The organism is Methylobacterium litchii (genome assembly GCF_038442315.1).
Taxonomy (GTDB): domain Bacteria; phylum Pseudomonadota; class Alphaproteobacteria; order Rhizobiales; family Beijerinckiaceae; genus Methylobacterium; species Methylobacterium litchii.
On record NZ_JBBXMY010000006.1, the window covers coordinates 249484 to 269445 of the forward strand.

The window sequence follows — 19962 nt, forward strand, 5'->3', positions numbered from 1 at the left end:
CTCGACGAGTGAGGACCATCTGGTCCCTTAGTATGGCGTCAATGCGGTGTCCAACCTCGCGCCGGGCTAGGACTTCCACCTAGAGAGAATTTGCGCCGCGATGTGACATGTATTCATCAGCGCAATCCACAATCGCTGCCGCATAAAAGCCAATTTCGAATCCAGGGCAGCGCTACCGTGATGATTGATTCATCATCCGAACTCGGTACTGCTCTGCTTGGAAGCATTGTGCTGCGACAGTCTATCCGTTGACGCGCGGCAAATCACGGCCGCGCCGGCCCACGGTCATCGCCAGTATCGCCCGGTCGTTCGCCGGTGCGATTCACTCAGGCTTCGGACGTCGAGGCCGTCCCGGCGCTACGACCGACGCCCTGATAGGCAAATCCATGCTGCGCTGCGATAGCGGGGTCGTAGATGTTGCGCAGATCGACCAGAACCGGCGTGCGCATCGCCATATGAAGACGCTTGAGATCGAGGGCGCGGAAGGCGTTCCACTCGGTGACGATCACCACCGCGTCGGCCCCTTCTGCACAGGAATAGGCATCCTCCGCGAAGGAGACGGCGGGCAGGAGCGGGCGCGCCTGCTCGATCCCCTCGGGATCGTAGGCCCGCACCTTGGCGCCGCCGTCCTGCAGCCCGGCGGCGATGGCGAGCGAGGGCGCCTCGCGCATGTCGTCCGTGTCGGGCTTGAAGGTGAGGCCGAGGAGGGCGATGGTCTTGCCGCGCACCGAACCGCCGCAGGCGCGGATCACCTTGCGCGCCATCGCGCGCTTGCGCTGGTCGTTGACGGCGACCACCGTCTCCACGATGCGCAGGGGCATCCCGTGGTCCTGCGCCGTCTTGGCCAGGGCCAGCGTATCCTTGGGGAAGCACGAGCCGCCATAGCCCGGCCCGGCATGGAGGAACTTCGTGCCGATGCGCCCATCGAGGCCGATACCGCGTGCCACCTGCTGCACGTCGGCGCCGACCGCCTCGCACAGGTCGGCCATCTCGTTGATGAAGGTGATCTTGGCCGCCAGGAATGCGTTGGCCGCGTATTTGGTCAGTTCGGCCGTGCGGCGTCCCGTCACGAGGATCGGCGAGGCGTTGAGGTAGAGCGGGCGGTAGACCTCCCGCATCACCGCCTCGGCGCGGGGATCCTCGGTGCCGACGACGATCCGGTCGGGGCGCTTGAAGTCGCCGATGGCGGCGCCTTCGCGCAGGAATTCCGGGTTCGACACCACGGCGAACTCGGCCTGCGGCACCGTCTCGCGGATGATGCGCTCCACCTCGTCGCCCGTGCCCACCGGCACCGTCGATTTGGTCACGACGACCGTGTAGCCCGACAGGGCCCCGGCGATCTCGCGCGCCGCATCGTGGACGAAGGACAGGTCCGCGAAGCCGTCGCCCCGGCGGGAGGGCGTGCCCACCGCGATGAACACGGCGTCGGCGCCGGCCACCGCCTCACGCAGTTCCGTGCGGAACGAGAGCCGGCCCTGGCGCACGTTGTCCGCGACGAGGGATTCGAGCCCCGGCTCGTAGATCGGCATCCGGCCCTGTTCGAGGGCGGCGATCTTGGCCGGGTCGCGGTCGATGCAGACGACGTCGTGGCCGAAATCCGCGAGGCAGGCACCGGACACCAGTCCGACATAGCCCGCCCCGATCATCGCGATACGCATGCCAATCTCCCGGCAGCCGACCGGGCGGCGTGCCGCATCGCAGCATGTGCCGCTCACGGCGTCGGCGCAACCGGGCCGCGCTCGCGCGACCCGATCTGTAGCCACGCAGCAACACCGCGAAATCACGACGGTTTTTTGACAGCGCCGGAATGCGCGCCACGCGCCGATGGCGGCTTCAACGGCCCGGACAAGTCCTGTAGAAGCACACCGCCCTGAGACCCGAGCCCCCGCCGAACCCGGGTGGGAAAGCTGGCAAAGGACCGCGATGACCGAACTGCCGAACGTGCACGTGCGCGCCGAGATCCTCGCCCAGGCGCTGCCGCACATGCAGCGCTACGATCAGGAGATCGTGCTCATCAAGTACGGCGGCCACGCGATGGGCGATGCGGAGGCGGCGCAGACCTTCGCGCAGGACGTGGTCCTCCTCGAACAATCCGGCCTGAAGCCCCTCGTGGTCCATGGCGGCGGGCCGCAGATCGGCCGGATGCTCGACCGGCTCGGCATCCAATCCGAATTCCGGGGCGGCCTGCGCGTCACCGACGCCGCCACCGTCGAGGTGGTGGAGATGGTGCTCGCCGGCTCCATCAATAAGCAGATCGTCGGCTGGATCTCGGGGCAGGGCGGCCGGGCCATCGGCTTGTGCGGCAAGGACGGCAACATGGTCCGCGCCAAGCGCGCCATGAAGACGTTCCGCGATCCCGAGAGCAACGAGGAGCAGGTGCTCGACCTCGGCCTCGTCGGCGAGCCCGAGCATGTCGAGCGCGGCGTCCTCGACGCGGTTCTGAAGGCGGAGCTGATCCCGGTCCTGGCCCCCGTGGCCTACGGGGCCGACGGGCAGACCTACAACGTCAACGCCGACACCTTCGCGGGCGCCATCGCCGGGGCGCTGCGGGCCAAGCGCCTGCTGCTGCTGACCGACGTGCCGGGCGTGCTCGACAAGGACAAGAAGCTCATTCCCGAACTCACTGTCGAGGATTGCCGCCGCCTCATCGCGGACGGCACCATCACCGGCGGCATGATCCCGAAGATCGAAACCTGCATGTACGCCCTCGACCGGGGCGTGGAGGCCGTGGTCATCCTCGACGGGAAAGTGAACCACGCGGTTCTGCTGGAGCTGTTCACGAATTACGGCGCCGGAACGCTGATTCGGCGGGGCTAGCAACCTCGGCCGTCTCCGCGCATTGTCGTCGCCCGGCCTCGGGCCGCCCCTCTTTCCTGCGACGGATTCCTTGTATCAGCCGACGCAAGACCACTTCACCGCCCCGGGTGCCCGGGGCTTCGGCGATGTCGACACCTGGGTGTTCGATCTCGACAACACGCTCTATCCGAGCGACGCGCGGGTCTGGCCGCAGGTCGATGAGCGCATCACCCTCTACGTGATGCGCCTCTACGGGCTCGATGCCATCTCGGCGCGGGCCCTGCAGAAGTACTTCTACCACCGCTACGGGACGACCCTGAAGGCGCTGATGGTCGAGGAGGGCGTGGATCCGCACGACTTCCTCGACTTCGCCCACGACATCGACCACTCGACGATCAAGCTCGACGCCCCCCTCGGCGCGGCGATCGAGAAGCTGCCCGGCCGCAAGCTGATCCTCACGAACGGCTCCCGCCGCCACGCGGAGAATGTCGCGGCCAAGCTCGGCATCCTCGACCATTTCGAGGACGTGTTCGACATCGCGGCGGCCGATTTCGTGCCGAAGCCCGAGCGCGTCACCTACGAGCGCTTCCTGAAGGCCCATGGCGTCGAGCCGACGCGCTCGGCCCTGTTCGAGGACATCGCCCGCAACCTCGCCGTGCCGCACGACCTCGGCATGGCGACGGTCCTCGTGGTGCCCCGGATCATCGACCCCTATCGCGAGGCGTTCGAGCAGGAGGCGGTGCAGGAGCCGCATATCGACCACATCACCGACGACCTCGCGGGCTTCCTCACCACCTGCGTGCAGCCGGTGGTCGGCACGGCATGAGCGGCCTCGCGGGACTGCGGGCGCCGGACCTCGCCGAGATCGAGGCCCTGGCGCACGACGCCTTCGCCGCCCTGCCGCTGGCCTTCCGCACCCGCTGCGCGGGCGTGACGATCCATGTCGAGGATTTCCCCGACGAGCAGACGCTCGACGAGATGAACTGCGAGAGCGAGTTCGACATTCTCGGCCTGTTCCGGGGCGTCGGGCTCGCGCAGTCCGGCGAGGTCGAGACGGGGCGGATGCCGAACTCCGTATGGCTCTATCGCCGGCCGATCCTCGATTACTGGGCCGAGCACGACGAGACGCTGGGCGATCTCGTCACCCATGTGCTGGTCCATGAGATCGGCCACCATTTCGGCCTCTCCGACGAGGACATGGACCGCATCGAAGCCGCCGCCGGCGAGGTCTGACGGGCATCGACAAGAGCGCCGCGCTGGTGTAGGGACCGCGCCAACTCACAACAGGATCGCCGAAATCCTGGTGCTCGCCACCCTCGGGGCGGTTGGGCGCAACGGCTGGAGCATTGTCATGAACATCATCGAGCAGCTGGAGCGCGAGGAAGTCGCGCGCCTCGCCAAGACCATTCCCGATTTCGAGCCGGGCGACACGGTCATCGTCAACGTTCGCGTGAAGGAAGGCGAGCGGACCCGCGTCCAGGCCTACGAGGGCGTGTGCATCGCCCGTTCTGGCGGCGGCCTCAATGAGAGCTTCACCGTCCGCAAGATCTCCTACGGCGAGGGCGTCGAGCGCGTCTTCCCGGTCCACTCCCCGATGATCGATTCGATCAAGGTGGTCCGTCGCGGCAAGGTGCGTCGCGCCAAGCTGTACTACCTGCGCGACCGTCGCGGGAAGTCGGCCCGTATCGTCGAGCGCGTCGACCGGACCGCGAAGCCCGCCAAGGGCGCTCCGGCCCCGGCTCCCGCCGCCGCCGAGTAATTCTTCGACGCCCAGGCCGACATGAAACAGCCCGCCCGGCTTGGCCGAGGCGGGCTTTCTCATGTCCGCGCCGGATCGGCTGTCAGGGATGCCTCGCCAGGGCGAGACCGATGCCGGCGCCGAGGAAGAAGCCCGCGCCGAGGCGGTTGCGCCGCCTCTCGGGCATGGCCGCCAAGGCCCGCAGCCGCCCCGCCGCGAGGGCCCAGACCGAATCGAGCATCAGGGACAGAGCGACGAACGTCGCGGCCAGCAGCACGAGCTGCCCGAAGGCATCGGGGCCGGGCTCGACGAATTGCGGCAGGAAGGATCCGAAGAACAGGAGCGTCTTCGGGTTCGTCAGGGAGACGAAGAACCCCTTGGCCACGCTGCGTCCCGTCCCGGCCGGCTGCGTCGCCGCCGGCTTCGGCCGCGCGGTCCAAGCATGGACCGCCAGCAGGACGAGATAGGCGACACCGATCCAGCGCAGCACCGCGAACCACGCCGCCGACATCTCCAGCAGGATGCCGGCGCCGAGGACGACGACTGTCAATTGCAGCACCATGGCGAGGGCGGCGCCGAGCACGGTCGCGAGCCCCGCGCGCAGGCCCTGGCTGAGGCTCGTCGCGAGGATGAGCGCCACGTTGGGGCCGGGCAGGAGGATCAGCCCGACCGAGGCGCCGACGAAGGTGAGATAGACGGAGAGCGACATCGGAACCCGGCGAATCGATCCGCCGAGCCTAGCCCATCGCCGTCGCGGCTCGAAGGCTCAGCGGCGCAGGGCTTCGAGCACCTTGCCGCCGGGACGGCCGGTCGCCGGCATGCCGAGCTTGCGCTCGATGTCCTTGATTGCGTCGCGGGTCTTCTGGCCGACCTTCCCGTCCGGCTCGCCGACATCGTAGCCCATGCTGGTGAGGCGCACCTGCAGGTCGCGGCGCTCGGCCCGCGACAGGGGCGGATCGTCGGTCGGCCATGCCACCTGCACGCCGGGACGGCCGCGCAGGCGGTCGGACAGGACGGCGATGGCGAGGCCGTAGGATTCGGCGGCGTTGTAGGAATAGATCGCGTCGAAGTTCCGCGTCACGAGGAAGGCCGGGCCGCCCGCGCCGGCCGGGGCGATGATGCCCGCCGCGCCCTCGCCCGAAAGGGGGCGCCCGTCGAGGCGAGTGACGCCGAGCGACGCCCAGTGCGAGACCGGCTTCTTGTTCTTCCGGCCGGCGGCGGAGACGTTGAAGCCCGAAGGCAAGCGCACCTCGTAGCCCCAGGGCTGGCCGTTCTGCCACTTGGCGACGTGCAGGAAGTTCGCCGTGGAGGCGACGGCATCCGCCACCGAATCGACCACGTCGCGGCGCCCGTCGCCGTCGCCGTCGACCGCGAGGCGCTGGTAGGTGGTCGGCATGAACTGGGTCTGGCCGAAGGCGCCGGCCCAGGAGCCGGTCAGCCGCTCCGGCGCGATGTCGCCCCGGTCGATGATCTTCAGGGTGGCCATCAGCTCGCCCCGGAAGAAGTCCCGGCGGCGGTTGCCGGAGCAGGCGAGGGTGGCGAGCGACTGCACCAGCGGCATCTTGCCGAGGTTCTTGCCGAAGTTCGATTCCACGCCCCACACGGCGGCGATGGTGTAGCGGTCCACGCCGTAGCGGGCCTCGGCGCGGGCGAGGGCGTCGGCGTGCTGGCGCATGGCGGCGCGCCCGTCCTCGACCCGCTCGTCGTCCACGAGGGCGGCCATGTAGTCCCAGATCGGCGTCTTGAACTCGGGCTGCGCCTGCGAGAGCTCGATCACCTTGTCGTCGTAGGCGATGCCGGCGGTGGCGGCCTCGAACGCCCGGCCCGAGATGCCGGCGGCGGAGGCCTGGGCGCGCAGGCCCGCGAGACACCCGTCGAAATCGGCGCGGGCGGGCACCGCCGAGAGGCCGGCGAGAAGGCTCAGCGCCACGGCGAGCCCCTGTCCGTTGGTCGGCTTCGGCATGGCGGGAATCCTCATGTCGGCAGGCGGAATCTGGGCGCGGATTCAGGCGGCATGAGGGTTAACGAAGGGTGACGAAACGCCCGTCACCCCCAGTCGCCCGAGGCCTCAGGCCCATTCACGCGCGGCGAGCTTCTGCTCGTAGGCGTCGATGGCCGAGCCGCGCTCCAGCGTCGTGCCGATCTCATCGAGCCCGTTCAGCAGGTTGTGCTTGCGGCCGGGCTCGATGTCGAAATGCAGGGTGCCGCCATCCGGGCCCCGGATCGTCTGGGTTTCGAGATCGACGGTCAGCGTGGCGTTGGCGCCGCGCTCGGCATCCTCGAACAGCTTCTCCAGATCCTCCGGCGCGACGCGGATCGCCAGGATGCCGTTCTTCGCGCAGTTGTTGAAGAAGATGTCGGCGAAGCTCGTGGAGATCACGCAGCGGATGCCGAAATCGGCCAGCGCCCAGGGGGCGTGCTCGCGGGACGAGCCGCAGCCGAAATTGTCGCCGACCACGAGGATCTTGGACTGGCGGTAGGCCGGCTGGTTCAGGATGAAGTCCGGGTTCTCGGAGCCGTCCTCGCGGTAGCGCATCTCCGCGAACAGGCTCTTGCCGAGGCCGGTGCGCTTGATCGTCTTGAGATACTTGGCCGGAATGATCCGGTCGGTATCGACGTTGATCGTCCGCATGGGCGCCGCGACGCCCTCCAGGGTCGTGAACTTGTCCATCGTCTCTTTGGTGCCGGTCGGGTTTCTGGAATCGCTCCGGTGTAGCAGCCTCTTGGCCGGGCCGGAAGTTCAGGCGTGCTCCCGCCGCAGGGTGCCGTCATGGAGGGCCGAGGCGACGAGGGCGCCCGCGATGCCCGCCGCCGCCAGCGCCCGCAGGTCCTCCTGCCCCCGCACCCCGCCCGCCGCGTAGACGCGGCGGCCCGGCGCCCTCGCGCGGATAGCTTGGAGGGCGGGGAGGTCGGGACCGGACCCGGCGCCGACGCTCGCCAGCGTCATGGCGATGACGTCGGCGGGCCAGAGGGCGGCGTCCTCGTGCAGCCTGTCGGGGCCCATCCGCTCGCCGCCGCGCGTGTCGAGGGACAGCACCGCCCGGTCGCCGAGGGCCGTCACGAGGGCGGCATCCTCCTGGCTCTCGGTGCCGATCACCGGGCGTCCCAGCCCCTCGGCCAGGAACGCCTCCACCCCATCGGTCCGCGCGAATCCGGCATCGACCCACAGGCCTGTTCCGGGGCAGGCGGCGGCGATGGCGCGCAACGCCGCGAGGTCCGGCGCGGCGCCGTCGATGATGGCGTCGAGATCGGCCACGTAGAGGCACCGCGCCGGCCATGCCCGCAGCAGGCCGGACGCCACGGCGGCGGGGTCGGATCCCTTTGCCAAGGGCGTCTCGATCGGGGCATAGGTGGCGCGCTCGCCCCGGCGCGCCCGAACCACGCGGCCCCCGCGCAGGTCCAGCACCGGAATCACCGCGAAGCCGGGAGCCCCGGCCGCGTCCCCCACTCTCTCGAAGCTCGTCATCCGCGCATGTCGATTGCCAGCACCATCGTCGGGTGGGACCTCGGCGGGGTCCACGTCAAGGCCTCGTTGATTCGCGACGGGCGCGTGCAGGCCGCCGTGCAGGCGCCCTGTCCCCTATGGCAGGGTCTGAAGGCGCTCGACACGACACTGGCGACGCTGCCCGACTGGACGCGGCAGGAAGCGCACCACGCCGTCACCATGACGGGGGAACTCACCGATTGCTTCGCCGACCGGACGGAGGGCGTCGCGGCGCTCGCCGGCTGGGCCGCCGAACGGCTCGCGGGTCCGGTGCGGATCTTCGCCGGCCGCGCGGGCTTCGTCGCGCCAGAGGAGGCGGCCGCCGCGTCCTTCGAGATCGCCTCGGCCAATTGGTACGCCACCGCCGCCCTGGTAGGCCGGCTCGCCCCCGATGCGCTCGTCGTGGATATCGGCTCCACCACCGCGGACCTGATCCCGGTCCTGGGAGGGCGCCCGGCGGCCACCGGCTACAGCGACGCCGAACGGCTGGAGACCGGCGAACTCGTCTATACCGGCGTGGTGCGCACGCCCCTCATCGGCCTGACGGACCATGCCCCGTTCCTGGGACGCCGCACCCAGCTGATGACCGAAACCTTCGCCCACGCGGCGGATGTCTACCGCATCCTCGGCGACCTGCCGGCGGAGGCCGATCAGCAGGGCACGGGCGACCGCAAGGGCAAATCGGTGGCGGAGAGCGAGACGCGCCTCGCCCGCATCGTCGGCCGCGACCGGGGGGAGGGCGATGCCTCGTCCTGGGTCGCCCTCGCGGGCCATTTCGCGGAGGCGCAGCTGCGCCTCCTGCACGATGCGGCGGCGACCCTGCTCTCGCGGCCCGACATGCCGGCGGGCGCCCCCCTCGTGACCTGCGGCGCCGGAGCCTTCGTCGGCGACCGGCTCGCTGTTCGGCTCGGGCGCTGGCGCACGGGCCTCGCCGACCTCCTCGCCGCGCGAGCGGGGGAGGCGGCGTCCACTTGGATTTCAACCTGTGGCCCGGCCGTGGCGGTCGGCCTTATCGCGGAGGACCTGACTCGATGAGCGCCATCAAGATACTCGCGCGGATGCTGGCGGTGCGCGTCGGGCCGCATATCGAGCTGGCCGTCGAGGCCGAGACCGGCGAAGTGCTGAAGGTGCTCGCCACCGAGGATCAGATCGACCGGCTCATCGACGAGTTGGAGGATCTGCTCAACTCGCCCGCTGCACCAAGCGACGACGAGCCGCCGGAAGCGGCATGAAAAAAGGGCCGTCGCGGATGCACCGCGACGGCCCTTCTCGTTCGCTAAGTAAAGCGCCTTAGGCGGCGGTGCGCTTGCGGGCTTCCTGCTTGGTGTCCACGCCCGAGGCTTTGATCTCGGACAGCTTCTGCGCGACGTTGCGCGAGAACACGAACTCGGCCGGGCGCTGGTTCGCAAGGCTGACGTCCGGGGCCATGTCGCCCTCGGTCTTGATGCCGCGCAGCATCTGCACCACCGGCTTCCACGGCTTGCGGACCGAATCGACCACCGAGGAGGCCTCGTAGCCCGAGTGGACCATGCAGTCGGCGCACTTCTCGTAGTTGCCGGTGCCGTAGGAATCCCAATCGGTGTCTTCCATCAGCTCCTTGAAGGTCGCCGCGTAGCCCTCGCCGAGCAGGTAGCAGGGCTTCTGCCAGCCGAACACGGTGCGGGTTGGGTTGCCCCACGGGGTGCAATGGTAGGTCTGGTTGCCGGCCAGGAAGTCGAGGAACAGGCCCGACTGCTGGAAGGTCCACTTCTCGCGGCCCTTCTCCTTGCCGTGCCGGAACACGCCGCGGAACAGGTCCTTCGTCGCCTTGCGGTTCAGGAAGTGCTGCTGATCGGGGGCGCGCTCGTAGGCGTAGCCGGGGGAGACGGTGATGCCGTCGATGCCCATCCGGGTCACGCTGTCGAAGAAGTCGGCGATCTTCTCCGGCTTCGAGTTGTTGAAGAAGGTGCAGTTGATGGTGACGCGGAAGCCCATCTCCTTGGCCTTCGCGATCGCCGCCACGGCCTTATCGTAGACGCCGCGCTGGCACACCGACTGATCGTGCATCTCCTTGTCGCCATCGAGATGGATCGACCAGGTGAAGTACGGGCTCGGCTTGTACTCCTTGATCTTCTTCTCGAGGAGCAGCGCGTTCGTGCACACGATCGCGAACTTCTTCTGCGCAATGATGCCTTCCACGATCTGCGGCAGATCCTTGTGGAGAAGCGGCTCGCCACCCGCGATCACCACCACCGGGGCGCCGCACTCGCGCACCGATTCAAGCGCCTCGTCCACCGGCAGGCGCTTGTTGAGGATCTCCTCGGGATAGTCGATCTTGCCGCAGCCCGCGCAGGCCAGATTGCAGCGGAAGAGGGGCTCCATCATCATCACGAGCGGGTAGCGTTTGCGACCCGTCAAATGCTGCTTGAGGATGTAGCCGCCGATCTTCGCGACGTACCGGAGGGGGATACCCAAGTTGCGGCTCCTTAGTTGCGTCGGCCCCGGACAGGCGGGGTGCATAGCGTGGAAAGATCTCGATTTCCAGCAACGTAGCTTGGAACGACTCTCAAACTACGGTGTAGAGGACTTGTAGAAACTCATTAGTCCGAGGCTGACGCATCGGCGCCACAGGCAGACGCATGGCTGATGCCAGTCGCCGTCATCCCGGCGGCCTCGACCCCGGACGGTGCACGACTTCCACGCGCACAATGCGACCGCATTACGGCCATTCCGTTTGCTTGCGCAAACCTCGTCGCGGTTACGGTGCGGCAACGCACGCCTGTGGCCGGAAGGTGACGCGGGGCCCCCTCGCGTTGCAATCCTGAGCCCGCCTCTTTACTGAGCCAAGCGACTGCGCCGCAAGAAGGCGCCGGGCGCGGGGGGAACTCCGCACCGGTTGCAGGCTTGCCCCGCGCGTAGTCCCTCGACGACCACGGGTCCGGCGGTTCTCAGAGCCGTTCGGCCCGGCAAGCGTTTCCGGAACGAGCGGGATCTCCCCCTTCGCGTCGGACGAACTGGCAGGATACTCGTGATCGAAGGTCTCGTCGCGTCTTCCGTCCGCTTCCGCTGGACCGTCATCGCCCTCATTGCGGTGATGACAGTCGCGAGCCTCGGTGTCGCCGCCCACCTGTTCCGGATCAACACCGATGTGGAACGGCTCATCGACCCGAAGGAGCCCTGGCGGCAGGACGAGATCGCCTTTGAGAAGGCCTTCCCGCAGCGCTCGAACCTGATCGTCGCCGTCATCGACGGGCAGACGCCGGAGGAGACCGAGGAGGCCGCCGCCTCGCTCACCCGCGCCCTCTCCGAGCGCAAGAACCTCATCGAGACCGTCTACCGGCCGGATGGCGGCCCGTTCTTCGACAAGAACGGCCTCCTGCTCATGCCGCAGGCCGAGCTCGACAAGACCCTCGACCAGTTGACCCAGCAACAGGGCCTGCTCGGCCCGCTCGCCGCCGACCCGTCGCTGCGCGGCATCATGCGCGTGCTCACCCTCGGCGCCCGAGGGGTGAAGTCGGGCGACGCGACGCTGCAAGACCTCGACAAGCCGATGGCGCAGATCGACGCCACGCTTCAGAAGGTCCTGAAGGGCGAGCCGGCGCGCCTGTCCTGGCAGACGCTGCTCGCCAACGGCGAGACCCGCGTCACCGACAAGCTGAAATTCGTGATGATCCAGCCGGTGCTGGACTTCAACGCTCTGGAGCCCGGCTACGAGGCGACGAAGATGATCCGCGAGGTCGCCCGCGACCTCAAGATCGACGCCGCCAACGGCCTGCGGATGCGCCTCACCGGCCCCGTCGCCGTGGCCGACGAGGAATTCGCGACGCTCTCCGAGGATGCGCTGTTGAATAACAGCATCATCGTCGGCGCCATCGTGCTGTTCCTGTGGCTCGCCCTGCGCTCGGGGCCGCTCGTCATCGCCGTCATCATCACGACCTTCGCCGGCCTGATCGTGACGGCGGCCCTGGGGCTGGTGCTCGTCGGCGAGTTGAACCCGATCTCCGTGGCGTTCGCCGCCCTGTTCGTGGGGCTCGGCATCGATTTCGGCATCCAGTTCTCGGTGCGCTACCGCGCCGACCGCTACGAGCAACCGACCCTGCAGGCCGCGATCCGCGCCGCCGCACGGGGCGTCGGCTGGTCGCTGACGCTGGCGGCCGTGTCCCTGCTCGCCGGCTTCTTCGCCTTCCTGCCCACCGCCTTCCGGGGCGTGTCCGAACTCGGCCTCATCGCCGGCGTCGGCATGATCGTGGCCTACCTCTTCTCCCTGACCCTGCTGCCGGCCCTCATCGCCGTGTTCCGGCCGAAGGGCGAGAAGGTCGCCGTCGAGACGAAGTGGCTGGTGGGCGTCGATCCGTGGATCATCCGCAACCGCAAGCCGATCCTCATCGCGGTCGGCTTGGTGACGCTCGCCGGCATGCCGCTGCTGTGGTCGCTGCCGTTCGACTCGAACCCGATGCACCTGCGCAGCCCGAAGGTCGAGTCGATCGCCACCTATCTCGACCTCATCAAGAATCCCGAGACGAGCCCCAACGTCATCGACGTGCTGGCCCCAAGCGTCGCGGCGATCCCCGAGGTTTCGAAGAAGCTCGAGACCCTGCCGGCCGCCGACTTCGTGACGAGCATCAACACCTTCGTCCCGCCGGACCAGGATAAGAAGCTGGCGCAAGTCGCTGACACGGCACAGCTTCTCGACCCCGTCCTCAACCCGGCCCGCAAGCCGCCACCCCCCACCGACGCCGACAACGTGAAGGCGCTGAAGGACGCGGCGACCGCCCTGAAGGGCGTCGCGGACGAGGCGAAGGCCGGCACGCCCGGCGCCGGCACGGCCAAGCACCTCGCTGGTACCTTCGACACCCTCGCGGACGGCCCTGTCCAGAAGCGCGAAGCGGCCTCCGTGGCGCTGACCAAGGATCTCGGGCCGCTGCTGTCGCGCCTGCGCGATCTGCTCCATCCGGAGAAGATCACCCTGGGGAACATGCCGCCGCAGTTGAAGGCCGACTGGGTCGCTGCCGACGGCCGCGCTCGCGTGGAGGTTCACCCGAAGGGGGATTCGAACAACGACAAGGTCTTGCGCAACTTCGCTGACGAAGTGCTCAAGGTCGCCCCGCACGCCACGGGTGCGCCGGTCTCGACCACCCGGTCGAGCTACACGATCCTCGGCGCCTTCGTGCAGGCCGCCGTCACCGCGCTGGTGCTGATCTTCGTCATCCTCTCGGTCGCCCTGCGCAAGCCGTGGGACGTGGCGATGACCCTGGGCCCGCTAGTGATCGCGACCCTGTGGACGCTGATGGCGATGCGCATCATCGGCATGCCGCTGAACTTCGCCAACATCATCGCCCTGCCATTGATGCTCGCGGTGGGTGTGGCCTTCCACATCTACTACGTGATCGCGTGGCGGGCGGGCGTGACCGACATGCTGGCCTCCAGCCTGACGCGGGCGATCTTCTTCTCGGCGATGACCACGGGCAGCGCCTTCGGCTCGCTGGTGCTGTCGAGCCATCCGGGTACGGCGAGCATGGGCGAGTTGCTGGCCCTGTCGCTGTTCTTCACGCTGCTGGCCGCGTTCTTCGTGGTCCCGGCGACGCTGGGGGAGCCCCCGGCCCAGCCCGACCGCAACCGCCCCGAAGGCGACGCGGCCGGCAAGAGCCCGATCCTCGGGAAGCGCCGCGCGGAGCCGGTGCCGGCGAAGTAGCCGGCACGCTGGACGCCTTCTTTGGCGGCGCTTACCTTGAGTGCCATGGAATCGGTGGCGCTCGATAAGGCGGATCTCGACCTCGCGGACCTCGTCGCGCGCGCGGAAAAGGGCGAGCATATCGTCCTCACGCGCGACGGCGAGCCCGTGGCCGACCTCGTCCCGCACCCTCAGCCGGCGCGCCGGATCGATCTGGCGGCGGGCGCCGCGTTTCTTCGCGCGCGGGGAGTCGACAAGCCTTTCGGATACATCGCGGACGATTTCGACGATCCGCTTCCTGAAGATTTCCTGCTGCGGCCCTCTCCTGGGCCGTGAGGCTGCTCCTCGACACCCATACCCTGCTGGGCCTCCTGAAGGAGACGCTCGAAGCGACGGCCCCCTCGGTCGCTGCAGCGATGGCTCGGCCGGATATCGATGCCTGCGTGAGCGCGGCCAGCCTCTGGGAGATCGCGATCAAGACCCGCCTCGGCAAACTGGAGCCGGGCATGCACCTCGGTCTCCTTCCTCAGGCCATTACGGCGATGGGTTTCACGATGCTGCCGATCACGGCATCGCATGCACTCGCGGAAATTTCACCGCTCCCCGCCACACGAGACCCATTCAACCGGCTCTTGCTGGCGCAGTGCATCGTAGAGGATCGGCGGCTCGTAACGCTGGATCACGCTCTCGCGGATCATCCGTTCGCGGCGCGGCTCACACCGATCATCGAATGAAGTCCGAGAACCCGCCTCGGACGGCGCCCGACGCATGGGCCGCGGCGAGGCTCGCCGGGGCGATGAGCGCATCGCGCTCCTGCGCGTAGAGGTAGCCCGGCGCCTCACAGGGGAAGCCGCCGCCGGTCGCCGGGTGCGTGTAGAGTTCCGTCAGGCCATCCGGCAGATGGGCGAGAAGCCCGGCCACGCGCGGCGGCGTCATGGCACCGGACCATGCGAGCCCGAGGGTCCGGTCGGGGATCAGCAGCCCGGCCTGACGGGCGCGCACGGCGAGCAGGGCGGCCCAGGGGGCGCTGTCGAGGGCGGCGCGGGGGCGTGCCTCCGGCTCGGCGCGGCGCAGGATCTCGCGCGGCTCACGAGGCACGCGGATCGCGCGCATCCCATAGCGCCGGCCGATGCGCAGCACCGCGCCCGCGATCAGCGGGTGGACGTGGAAATGCTTGTGGGCGTTGACGTGATCGAGGGGCAGGCCGGTCGCCCGGTAGGCCTCAAACTGGGCCTCGATCTCGGCGGCGAGCTGACGCCGCGCGGCGGGACGGCGGGCGAAATCGAGCCCGAGCTTCGCCATGTCGGCGCGCAGCAGGCCATCCGGCCCGGCAAGATCGGGAAGCGAAGCGGGCGGCAGGGTCGGCCACGCCTCGACCAGAACGAGATGCAATCCCACACGGAGTGAGGGCAGACGCTTGGCCCGCGCCACCGCATCGGCGGCGGCAGGGGCGGACACCATGAGGCTGGCGGCCGTGAGGATCCCCTCGCGATGCGCCTGTTCGACGGCCTCGTTGACCTCGAGGCTCAGCCCAAAATCATCAGCCGTAACGACGAGACGCTTCACAATGACCTCGTAAAGGGTGTCGAGAGGGCGAGCCCTCTCGCGGGTCCGGGGCCTGAGGCCCCGGACCCCCGATCCTTACGCGGCCTTCGCGGTGCCCTGACGCTCCTTGAGGAAGCGGTAGAACTCCACGCCCTCGCGCAGGCGGCGCTTCATCATGTCGGGCGAGCGCACCATCTCGCTGACGATGGAGGCGATCTTCGGAGCCCGGAAGTAGAACTTCTTGTAGAACTCCTCCACCGAGGTGAAGATCTCGGTGTGCGACAGGTGCGGGTAGTGCAGCGGGGCGACCTGCACGCCGTTCTCATCGACCAGCTCGGCGTTCTCGATGTCGAGCCAGCCGTTCTCCACCGCCTGCTTGTACAGGAAGGTGCCCGGGTAGGGCGCCGCCAGGGAGACCTGGATCGTGTGCGGGTTGATCCGCTTGGCGAAGGCGATCGTCTCCTGGATCGTCTCCTTCGTCTCGCCCGGCAGGCCGAGGATGAAGGTGCCGTGGATGGCGATGCCGAGGTCGTGGCAATCCTGGGTGAACTTCTCGGCCACCTCGACGCGCATGCCCTTCTTGATGTTGTGAAGGATCTGCTGGTTGCCGGACTCGTAGCCGACGAGGAGGAGGCGCAGGCCGTTCTCCTTGAGGACCTTCAGAGTCTCACGCGGCACGTTCGCCTTGGCGTTGCACGACCACGTGACGCCGAGCTTGCCGAGCTCGCGGGCGATCTCCTCGGCGCGCGGCAGGTTGTCGGTGAAGGTGTCGTCGTCGAAGAAGAACTCCTTGGTCTGGGGGAACTCCTTCAGGCAGTACTTGATCTCCTCGATCACGTGCGCGACCGAGCGGGTGCGGTAGGTGTGCCCGCCGACCGTCTGCGGCCACAGGCAGAACGTGCAGCGGCTTTTGCAGCCACGGCCCGAGTAGAACGAGATGTAGGGGTGCTTCAGGTACCCGATGAAGTACTTCTCCATCTCCAGATCGCGCTTGTACACGCTGGTGACGAAGGGGAGCTGATCCATATCGGTCATGATCTCGCGGTCCTCGTTATGGACCACGGTGCCGTTGGCATCGCGATAGGACAGACCCTTGATCTGCGCCATCGGCACGCCGTCGGCGACTTCCTTGACCGTGAAGTCGAACTCGTTGCGGGCGCAGAAGTCGACCACCGGGGCCTGGGCCATGGCGCCGGCAGCGTCCACGGCCACCTTCGCGCCGATCAGGCCGGCGATCAGCTTCGGGTTGGCGGCCTTCAGCGCCTCGATCGTCTTCACGTCGGACTTGAAGGACGGGACCGAGGTGTGGAGCACCACGAGGTCGAAATCGTTGGCCTGGGCCACGATCTCGGACAGCTTGATGTTGTGCGGCGGGGCGTCGATCAGCTTCGAGTTCGGCACGAGGGCGGCCGGCTGGGCGAGCCAGGTCGGGTACCAGAACGATTTGATCTCGCGCTTGGCTTGGTAGCGGGAGCCCGCGCCGCCATCGAACCCGTCGAAGGTGGGGGCCTGGAGGAAAAGCGTGCGCATGGGGTTCAAGGCCTCAATGCTGGGCATGGGGTCGGGTTCGGGCGGATCAGGCGGTCGGAGCCCCGGCATCGCGGCCGAGGTCTGCGTCGGGGATCAGCGTACCGTCCGCAACCACGTGATAATCGTGACCTTTCCATGTCACCGACCCCGAGAGGAAGGCACAGGAGAAGTTCATGAAGGAGAGGATGTCGCGAATCGGCAACAGCCAGTAGGCGTGCGGGGGCAGGCGGAAGGCCCGCTCGACCTGCCGGCACAGCAGGATGCGGCTGGCGAGCGCGCTCGCCGCCACCACCAGCGACAGGGTGCCTGCGCCCGGCAGGACGGCGCCGATCAGCGCCAGCGGGAAAGCGTGGGTCACGACGGAGCCGGCATAGCCCGCCGGATCCACGGTGCGGATCGTGCGGTTCCAGCGCAGCTCGTGCTTCCACATGCCGTGAAGCTCGGTATCGACGCAGGTATGGCCGATGGTGAAGGTCGGGATTGTCACCCGGCCGCCGAGGCCGCGCAGGGCGGCGCCGATGGCGTAATCGTCCGCGAGGTCGTTGCGGAAGCGGCGGAAGCCGCCGACCGCGTCCAGGCTCTCGCGGGTGAAGGCGACGGTGGAGCCGAAGCACGGCTTGGCGAGGCCTAGGCTCAGCCCCATCACGACGTTCGGCAGGAACTGCACGTCGATGGCCAGCGCCGAGAGCTGCCCCATCGAGCCGGGGAAGGCCGGCACGCCGTGGTAGAGGCAGGTCACGCCGCTCACGCCCGGCTGGGACAGTTCAGCGACGATGCGCTCCAAGTAATCCGGCGCGACCACCATGTCGCTGTCGGCCAGAACGATCACCGGATGGGCGATTGCCTCGGACATGTTGATGAGGTTCGAGACCTTGCGGTTGGACCCGTGCTGCCGCGCATCGATCACGAGGTCGATCCGCTTGTCGGGGTAAGCCTCGCGCAACGCCCGGACCACGCCGATGGCGGGGTCGCCCGCGTTCTGTACGCCGAAGACGACCTGCACCGCGCCGGCATAATCCTGGCGCAGCACCGTCTCGAGGTTCTGGTAGAGGTTCGGCTCCAGCCCGCAGAGGGGCTTCAGCACCGTCACCGCCGGCCGGGCGTCACCGGGGAGGGCAGGAATCCGGCGGGCGCCGTAGCGGCCAACGAAGAACGACGCCGCAAGTCCGTAGAGGCATCCCGCCCCGGCGAGGAGCAGGCAGAGCGGCGACAGCCAGAGCAGCGCCTGCGACGCCAGGGAAGTCAGATCCATCCGTCGGGTCCGTGAATGTCCGGCCGCCGGCTGCGGCGTTGCGGGCGGCGACTACTGAGCGGCCTTGGCGGGGGCGGGTTTGGAAGCGGGTTTCGCGGCGAGCATGCCGTCGGCCCGCTCGTTGAGGAACTTGACGGCCCCGTCCGCACCGCCGCTCGCCAGCGGCTTCGACAGCAGGGTGCGCTGCGCCGCCAACTCGCTCACGTCGCCGTTCAGGAGGACGTCCTGCACCCTATCGTCCGCATTGACGACGAAGTCGACCTCGGAATCGTCGCCGCCGACCGTGGTGACCTTGGTCGGAACGACGCGCTGCGCGCCGCGCATCTCGATCTTCGGCATCACCTCAAATTGGCCGCCCGCCGCCTGGCTGAGGCGGTTCGCGTAGGTCACGGTGAGGCTGCGCTTGAGCGCCTTGGTCAGCGCCTGCTGCTGCTCGGGGGTGAAGCCCGACCATTTCGAGCCCACGGCGATGCGCGCCATGGCGGGAAAGTCGAAGACCTTGTCGATCACCGGGGTCACGGCCTCGACGCGGGCGGGCAGGGGGCCCGCGCCGTCCTTCACCGCGCCCGAGAAGGCGGCATAGAGGTCGCGCACGTTCTGGATCGCCGCCTCGTCGCCCGCCTGAGCGGGGGCGGCGAGGGGCAGGGCCAGGATCGCGGCGACGGCGAAGCGGCGGATCAAGCGCACTTCTTCAGGTCCTTCTCGTCCAGCCGGGCGCCCATGCGCGGCGGGGCATAGCTGTAGAACGGACCGAGGGTCGCCGCATGAGTCGTCGGCTTGGGCCGGCGGGAGAAACGGATCGCCCCGTCCGGGTCGGATTCGGCTTCGGCCTCTTCCGTCTCTTCCTCGCCCTTGGCGCGGATCGCGGCCTCGGTGCGGTGCCAGAGGAGCAGGCTCGGCAGGCCGACGCCGAGGTCGGCGAAACGCTTCACCAGGGAGAGGGCGAGCGCCGCCTCGGCGGGGATGTTGAACAGCCCGCACAGGGCGATCAGGCCGCCCTCCTGCGCGCCGAGGGCGCCGGGCACGGCGAAGGCCGCGCCGCGTACCGCCTGCGCGAGGCTTTCGATGACGAGCGCCTGCATGAAGTCCACGGGGTAACCCATGAAGTGCAGGCACAGGTAGACTTCGAGCGTTCCGATGATCCAGCCACCGAAATGCACGACGATGGCCGCGAAGACCCGGCCCGGCGCGCCGTAGAGCCGGCGCAGGCCGTCATAGAGCTGGTCCACGGCGCCGAGCGCCCGCCACTCGCGCCCGGAGGCGAAGCGGTTGACGAGGGCCTGGATCACCCGGTGACCGGCCCGGCGCTGGATCAGGTAGAAGGCGGCCAGCGCCGGCACGGCCAGGGCGACACCGCCCGACACGGTGCGGGCGACCGGGCCGTCCCCGACGAGCCAGATCAGCAGCCCGAGGCCGAGCACGGTGAAGACGAGCTGCGTCACCGCCTGGGTCATCAGGTCGACGAACATGCTCGCGCCGGCCAGGGCACCGCTGACGCCGCGCTTGGCGAGAAGGCGCGCGCCGACGAAGTCGCCGCCCACCGTCGCCACCGGCAACAGCGTGTTGATGCCCTCGCGCACGAAACGCAGGGAGATGCAGTCGCGCAGGAGGGGGGTCGGCGCCTTCGGGAAGACGACGTACCAGCCGAGGCCCGCCCAGGCGACGGCGACGATCCTCGCGAGCACGACGAGGAGGGCGCCCCATCCGGCGCTCGCAACGGCGGCCGACACGTCCTCAAGTCCCGAGGACGCGAACAGGCCCACGACCGTGCAGAGACCGGCAATCGAGGCCAGTGTCGTGAGACGCTTCATCTTCGTCTTTCAAGCTCGCAAGTGGCTTGATGCGGGAAATCGGTCACGGTCGCGGCGGAAATAGGTCCGAGCGGCCCCAACAAGCTATTCCGCCACGTTGCAGCATGGATGAGCCCTGTCTATCACCCGTTTGCTACACCGAGGGGCAAAGCGGCG

General features: G+C 68.6%; 20 protein-coding genes. 9 read left to right on the forward strand and 11 right to left on the reverse strand.

Annotation, left to right across the window (positions count from 1 at the left end; genetic code table 11):
- Nucleotides 1–326 precede the first annotated feature (326 nt).
- Complete coding sequence (locus tag AAHF99_RS13885) at nt 327–1658, reverse strand: UDP-glucose dehydrogenase family protein (RefSeq protein WP_243955949.1); 1332 nt, start codon at nt 1656–1658, stop codon at nt 327–329.
- A 265-nt stretch (nt 1659–1923) separates the two neighbouring features.
- Between AAHF99_RS13885 and argB the strand changes: the two genes are divergently transcribed.
- The 4 genes from argB to rplS all read left to right on the forward strand — a co-directional run bounded on the left by argB (nt 1924) and on the right by rplS (nt 4555).
- Nucleotides 1924–2817 (forward strand): acetylglutamate kinase, encoded by an 894-nt coding sequence (gene argB / locus AAHF99_RS13890; protein WP_243955950.1) that lies wholly within the window; start codon nt 1924–1926, stop codon nt 2815–2817.
- A gap of 70 nt (nt 2818–2887) precedes the next feature.
- Nucleotides 2888–3622, forward strand: coding sequence for a pyrimidine 5'-nucleotidase (locus tag AAHF99_RS13895; protein ID WP_342164956.1), 735 nt, complete (start codon nt 2888–2890; stop codon nt 3620–3622).
- Complete coding sequence (locus tag AAHF99_RS13900) at nt 3619–4029, forward strand: metallopeptidase family protein (RefSeq protein WP_342164957.1); 411 nt, start codon at nt 3619–3621, stop codon at nt 4027–4029. The genes AAHF99_RS13895 and AAHF99_RS13900 overlap by 4 nt, the downstream gene beginning before the upstream one ends.
- A 118-nt stretch (nt 4030–4147) precedes the next feature.
- Nucleotides 4148–4555, forward strand: a complete 408-nt coding sequence (rplS, locus tag AAHF99_RS13905) for a 50S ribosomal protein L19 (RefSeq protein ID WP_342164958.1) — start codon at nt 4148–4150, stop codon at nt 4553–4555.
- An 82-nt stretch (nt 4556–4637) separates the two neighbouring features.
- On the opposite strand, the gene AAHF99_RS13910 is transcribed toward rplS, so the two are convergent.
- The 4 genes from AAHF99_RS13910 to AAHF99_RS13925 all read right to left on the reverse strand — a co-directional run bounded on the left by AAHF99_RS13910 (nt 4638) and on the right by AAHF99_RS13925 (nt 8000).
- Nucleotides 4638–5243, reverse strand: coding sequence for a LysE family translocator (locus AAHF99_RS13910; RefSeq protein WP_342164960.1), 606 nt, complete (start codon nt 5241–5243; stop codon nt 4638–4640).
- 57 nt (nt 5244–5300) lie between these two features.
- The gene (locus tag AAHF99_RS13915) at nt 5301–6497 is read right to left on the reverse strand and encodes a lytic murein transglycosylase (protein ID WP_342164961.1); all 1197 of its coding nucleotides are present in this window, start codon (nt 6495–6497) and stop codon (nt 5301–5303) included.
- Between the two features lie 105 nt (nt 6498–6602).
- The gene (gene leuD / locus AAHF99_RS13920) at nt 6603–7205 is read right to left on the reverse strand and encodes a 3-isopropylmalate dehydratase small subunit (protein WP_342164962.1); all 603 of its coding nucleotides are present in this window, start codon (nt 7203–7205) and stop codon (nt 6603–6605) included.
- 69 nt (nt 7206–7274) lie between these two features.
- A complete protein-coding gene (locus AAHF99_RS13925; RefSeq protein WP_342164963.1) occupies nt 7275–8000 on the reverse strand; it encodes a HisA/HisF-related TIM barrel protein in 726 nt (241 codons plus the stop codon).
- A gap of 6 nt (nt 8001–8006) precedes the next feature.
- On the opposite strand from AAHF99_RS13925, the gene AAHF99_RS13930 reads away from it, so the two are divergent.
- Together AAHF99_RS13930 and AAHF99_RS13935 are read left to right on the forward strand one after the other, a co-directional pair.
- Entirely contained in the window at nt 8007–9053 is a 1047-nt protein-coding gene (locus AAHF99_RS13930; protein WP_342164964.1) for a hydantoinase/oxoprolinase family protein, read from the forward strand.
- Nucleotides 9050–9250: a hypothetical protein gene (locus AAHF99_RS13935; RefSeq protein ID WP_342164965.1), complete on the forward strand. Its 201-nt coding sequence runs from the start codon at nt 9050–9052 to the stop codon at nt 9248–9250. Before AAHF99_RS13930 ends, AAHF99_RS13935 begins: the two co-directional genes overlap by 4 nt.
- A gap of 58 nt (nt 9251–9308) precedes the next feature.
- Here AAHF99_RS13935 and hpnH read toward each other — a convergent pair whose 3' ends face one another.
- Nucleotides 9309–10472, reverse strand: a complete 1164-nt coding sequence (hpnH, locus tag AAHF99_RS13940; RefSeq protein ID WP_342164966.1) for an adenosyl-hopene transferase HpnH — start codon at nt 10470–10472, stop codon at nt 9309–9311.
- Between the two features lie 553 nt (nt 10473–11025).
- Here hpnH and AAHF99_RS13945 point away from each other — a divergent pair.
- Genes AAHF99_RS13945 through AAHF99_RS13955 form a run of 3 tightly spaced genes read left to right on the forward strand, consistent with a single transcriptional unit; the run spans nt 11026 to nt 14402 of the window.
- Nucleotides 11026–13689, forward strand: a complete 2664-nt coding sequence (locus tag AAHF99_RS13945; protein WP_342164967.1) for an MMPL family transporter — start codon at nt 11026–11028, stop codon at nt 13687–13689.
- Nucleotides 13690–13734: 45 nt separating this feature from the next.
- On the forward strand, nt 13735–14004 hold the full coding sequence (locus AAHF99_RS13950; protein ID WP_342164968.1) for a type II toxin-antitoxin system Phd/YefM family antitoxin: 270 nt from the start codon (nt 13735–13737) through the stop codon (nt 14002–14004).
- Entirely contained in the window at nt 14001–14402 is a 402-nt protein-coding gene (locus AAHF99_RS13955) for a type II toxin-antitoxin system VapC family toxin (RefSeq protein WP_342164969.1), read from the forward strand. Before AAHF99_RS13950 ends, AAHF99_RS13955 begins: the two co-directional genes overlap by 4 nt.
- On the opposite strand, the gene hpnK is transcribed toward AAHF99_RS13955, so the two are convergent.
- The 5 genes from hpnK to AAHF99_RS13980 form a co-directional block, all read right to left on the reverse strand.
- Nucleotides 14392–15234, reverse strand: a complete 843-nt coding sequence (hpnK, locus tag AAHF99_RS13960) for a hopanoid biosynthesis-associated protein HpnK (protein WP_342164971.1) — start codon at nt 15232–15234, stop codon at nt 14392–14394. The genes AAHF99_RS13955 and hpnK overlap by 11 nt on opposite strands.
- A gap of 75 nt (nt 15235–15309) precedes the next feature.
- Nucleotides 15310–16743, reverse strand: coding sequence for a hopanoid biosynthesis associated radical SAM protein HpnJ (hpnJ, locus tag AAHF99_RS13965; RefSeq protein ID WP_243955977.1), 1434 nt, complete (start codon nt 16741–16743; stop codon nt 15310–15312).
- Between the two features lie 46 nt (nt 16744–16789).
- The gene (gene hpnI / locus AAHF99_RS13970) at nt 16790–17995 is read right to left on the reverse strand and encodes a bacteriohopanetetrol glucosamine biosynthesis glycosyltransferase HpnI (protein ID WP_342164972.1); all 1206 of its coding nucleotides are present in this window, start codon (nt 17993–17995) and stop codon (nt 16790–16792) included.
- Nucleotides 17996–18046: 51 nt separating this feature from the next.
- Complete coding sequence (locus tag AAHF99_RS13975) at nt 18047–18682, reverse strand: MlaC/ttg2D family ABC transporter substrate-binding protein (RefSeq protein ID WP_342164973.1); 636 nt, start codon at nt 18680–18682, stop codon at nt 18047–18049.
- Nucleotides 18673–19806: a flippase-like domain-containing protein gene (locus tag AAHF99_RS13980; protein WP_342164974.1), complete on the reverse strand. Its 1134-nt coding sequence runs from the start codon at nt 19804–19806 to the stop codon at nt 18673–18675. The genes AAHF99_RS13975 and AAHF99_RS13980 overlap by 10 nt, the downstream gene beginning before the upstream one ends.
- Nucleotides 19807–19962 lie beyond the last annotated feature (156 nt).